The following is a 3,819-nucleotide window of genomic DNA, read 5'->3' as shown; positions in this document are numbered from 1 at the left end:
CCTTTCCTTACTGCTGTTTCGATAACTATATATAGAATAAATAACCCAAAAATATAAAAAAACAATAGGGATGATAGCCTCCACTAAAAATCCCCCAAACTAAATAATCAATTATTCCTTTACTTTACCATAAAATTCAGAATTCCTTATGGAACTAACCCGCCCCGTTCGTAATATAAGGTCAACCAGTTATTAAACTGTACCCTATGTAAAGGACATTTTTAAAAAAGGTCATGCCACTTGAGAAGGTGATTTCTGTATTGAACAGGAGTCATCTTCTTTAAGTTTCATTGATATCTTAAATTGTTATAGTACGTCATATAACTTTTAATTTCCTTTTTAAGTTCTTCTATTGTATTACAGGGTTTAATATAGACTTCATCTTTAAAATGACCAAAGAAGGACTCTAGTGGAGCGTTATCCCAACAGTTCCCTCTTCTCGACATGGATTGCCCAAGTCCTAGTTTTTTTACGTGTTTTTGAAAAGTGGACCAGTATAGTGTACTCCGTGATCAGAGTGAATAGAGGCCCCTTCGGCAAACTTTACTCGTTTATTCTTCGTTAACTTTACTAATGTATCTGTACCTAAATCTAATGTCATTCGGCTAGACACATTATAGGCAAGTATTTCATTGGTTGAACCATCTTTAATCGTGGATAAATGAGACTAATCATTAGTTAACATAATGGATCCTTTAGGAAATAAAATACGCAAAAGTCCTTTTTTCTGCCCCACGGGTTGGGACTTGGAACAAACACCTATACTACCTGTTTCCTATTTTCAATTGGAGCCAGTATTGTATAAAAACCAGAGATATAAAAAAGGTCTCATCATACATCTCAGCATGGATTGAAGCGATCATATTTGTCATCAATTCTGTTCCGAGTTTAAGACGTTTGTCGGTAAAGCCAAATAATTTCTACTTCTTCATCAATATAAACTAGGCTAAACTTTTCTTCGATCAAGAAAATGACCACAAAAAAGATCTAGTTCATATGACTAGATTCTCTTTTTAATATCTTCCCTTATTGATTCAATGATAGTATCTGATAAATTTGATGGAAGAGATGAACCATCCTCAAAAACCCATGTATTAATTATTTCAAGATCTGCTTTATTAAAAGTAATGCTATACTCTTTATAATTGTGAGTAAAATCAGCTKTAACTGTTTCTTCAACATCAAACTCGTCATCAATAATCATATTTTTTATTTCATATGGCTTCACGATCTAATCTCCTTTTTATTTTCATTCTTGTATATAGAATTGACCTAATATGATTGTTTATTCACTTTTTTTACCCAGCCTGCCCAAATCAAAAAACGAAGGGCTACTTTCATCGTATCATATATATGCAAGACCATATTCCTTACATTGTCAACCACTCAACCAGACATACTATTAAGGTGAATGAGAAAAAGGTATTGTCAAAACAAAAATACCCGTTCGTAAAAGTCAATTTTTACGAACGGGTCATTAATGATTAACATAAGGGTGTTGTTCTATAAAACGTTGCTCCCATTGAATCTCTATAAATAACAGTTGACACCCTTTTCAGAAGAGCGAAAATCCCCTAAAACTCGTGTAAAGTTCATAGAAGAACTACTGATTATACTACTCACGCAGAATGCTTTCCAGAAGTTTTAATTTTTTACAGTCGCTAACATCGATTTAATCCGGATCCAAGGACGATCATTGTCCCATTCTAAAGTTATAGGGACACGAAAGGTCTTTTCTAACAATGATTCTGTTAATGTGTTCTTTTTATCGCCTTTTGCAATAACGTTCCCTGAATTGATTAACAAAGCATGGGTTATTGATGGAACGATTTCTTCGATATGATGTGTAACATATAAAATGGTTGGGCCGTTCGGTGCAGCAGTCAAATCTTCAATAGTGGTTAATAGTTCTTCCTTAGAGTAAATGTCCAATCCATTACAAGGCTCATCTAAAATTAATAAACGAGGCGAAGACATTAGAGCCCTTGCAATCATCGCTTTTCTTTTTTCGCCTTGAGAAAGAGATTGGATGAATTGGTTGGACAAATGTTTGATTCTAAATTGGTCTAGTAATTTATTTGCTTTTTTTATATCATTCTCTGTAATTTCCTCATATAATCCAATAGAAGCAAATTTACCACTTAAGACTACTTCAAGTGCTGTATCATTCGGCCGTGATTGATATTCCTGATCTAAGGAGGAACTCACCCAACCTATGGATTTCCGCAGCTCAGGAATATTCGTTTTTCCAAAAATGTTTCCTAAAACAGAAACTTCGCCACCACTATTGGGCCATTGATATCCCGTAATCATTTTTAAAAGAGATGTTTTTCCTGATCCATTTAAACCTAGAAGCGCCCAGTGTTCCCCCGTTTGGACTTCCCATGAAACCCCATTTAATATTTGGTTCCCATTGCGTTTCCAATTAATATTCTTAAGTGAGATGACATTGTTGCTGGTTTTTGTTTGATCCATCTTTATCCTCCATCTGTCTTATAGACTTTCAGTCATTTCGCTTTTTCGTTATCACACAATACGCCGATTTTATATAGAATGTCCTTTTATATCCCTTTTTTTAACTTCATTTCAATCGTTTTAAGCCTTTTATGTAAAAATCCCCTTTCTTAAGGTGCGTGTGATATTAAATTAAAATTCATTCAACGTTTTTTTATTTCTTTTCTAAACTTACACCTCAAGAAAGTTTCTCAGTATGAMTCATTTACATATTAAGAATATTTAAAGTTCGGCTTGCGTTTTTCTAGGAAAGAATGAACACCTTCTCTATAATCCTCTGAAACAAAAGAATCGATTACAAGTTGAGCTGTCTCTTGAGAATCCTTGGTAGCTCCCATTAAAACTTCATTAATAATCTTTTTTGACCCCCGTACTGACAATTGAGCATTTTTACAAATTAGTTTTGCATAATCCAAAGTTTCTTTTTCAATTGAGCCTGAGGAAAATATACGATCCACTAACCCAATTCGAAAAGCTTCTTCAGCATCTAATAAACGGCCTGTATATAGAATGTCTTTTGCTTTTGCAGGGCCTACAAGGTCGACAATATTCTTTGTTCCAGGCGTATTATAAACTAATCCAAGCTTGGCAGGGGTAATGCCCAATCTTCCATTTTCATCAGAAAATCTAAAATCGCATGCAACTGCTATTTCACAGCCCCCTCCCACACAAAACCCTTTAATCATGGCTATTGTTGGTTTGGAAACATCCATAATAGCTTTTTCTGCGACCATCGTTGCCCTATTATATTTATCAGCCCCTTCAGCTGTATAACGTAATGTTTTAAATTCGCTTATATCCGCTCCTGCCGAAAACGCACTATGATCTACACCTTTAAAAATAATTACTTTAACCTGTGAATTTTTTTCGCATTCTTCTATTAAATCAGGTATTTTCGTCCACATTTCGTAACTAATTGCATTCCGTTTTCCGGGTCTGTTGAAATTGATAAACGCTATATTTCCTTCTATTTGGAGATAAAGTGGATCATTACTAATACTATTTTTGTTCACTACCTCTAGATTTTCAGCCATCTCTTCTACGTCCCTTCTATTACTTTTTCAATATAGTAGATTCTTCGGGTAACCTAACGACACCAATATCACCCTTTTACTGGTCTAATTTTCTCTTTCTCTACAAATAATTCAAAAGTCTCACGATTATTAGTATGGTGAACTTTACATTGATTGGAAGGTTACCCGAAGAATCTACTATATTGAAAAAGTAATAGAAGGGACGTAGAAGAGATGGCTGAAAATCTAGAGGTAGTGAACAAAAATAGTATTAGTAATGATCCACTTTATC

3 protein-coding genes and 1 pseudogene are annotated in these 3,819 nt (G+C 34.3%); all 4 read right to left on the bottom strand.

All coding sequences use genetic code 11. The features are described from left to right. Positions 1-287: 287 nt before the first annotated feature. Positions 288-667: pseudogene (locus AC1DUW_RS23035) on the bottom strand (DDE-type integrase/transposase/recombinase); the annotation flags it as partial. Positions 668-1,000: 333 nt separating this feature from the next. Beyond that, positions 1,001-1,228, bottom strand: a complete 228-nt coding sequence (locus tag AC1DUW_RS23030; protein WP_477643550.1) for a hypothetical protein — start codon at positions 1,226-1,228, stop codon at positions 1,001-1,003. A gap of 416 nt (positions 1,229-1,644) precedes the next feature. Further along, a complete protein-coding gene (locus AC1DUW_RS23025) occupies positions 1,645-2,475 on the bottom strand; it encodes an ABC transporter ATP-binding protein (RefSeq protein ID WP_053345610.1) in 831 nt (276 codons plus the stop codon). Between the two features lie 251 nt (positions 2,476-2,726). Then, complete coding sequence (locus AC1DUW_RS23020) at positions 2,727-3,548, bottom strand: enoyl-CoA hydratase-related protein (protein WP_053345609.1); 822 nt, start codon at positions 3,546-3,548, stop codon at positions 2,727-2,729. Positions 3,549-3,819: the final 271 nt, after the last annotated feature.

It is taken from the genome of Peribacillus sp. P4_C12 (genome assembly GCF_056402095.1).
Note: the sequence above shows the minus strand (reverse complement) of the source record. Positions and strands in the feature narration are given on the sequence as shown.

Excerpts from the sequence above, each read along its gene's own strand:
- AC1DUW_RS23020 (WP_053345609.1), bottom strand. The coding sequence starts at position 3,548 with ATGGCTGAAAATCTAGAGGTAGTGAACAAAAATAGTATTAGTAATGAT.
- AC1DUW_RS23025 (WP_053345610.1), bottom strand. The coding sequence starts at position 2,475 with ATGGATCAAACAAAAACCAGCAACAATGTCATCTCACTTAAGAATATT.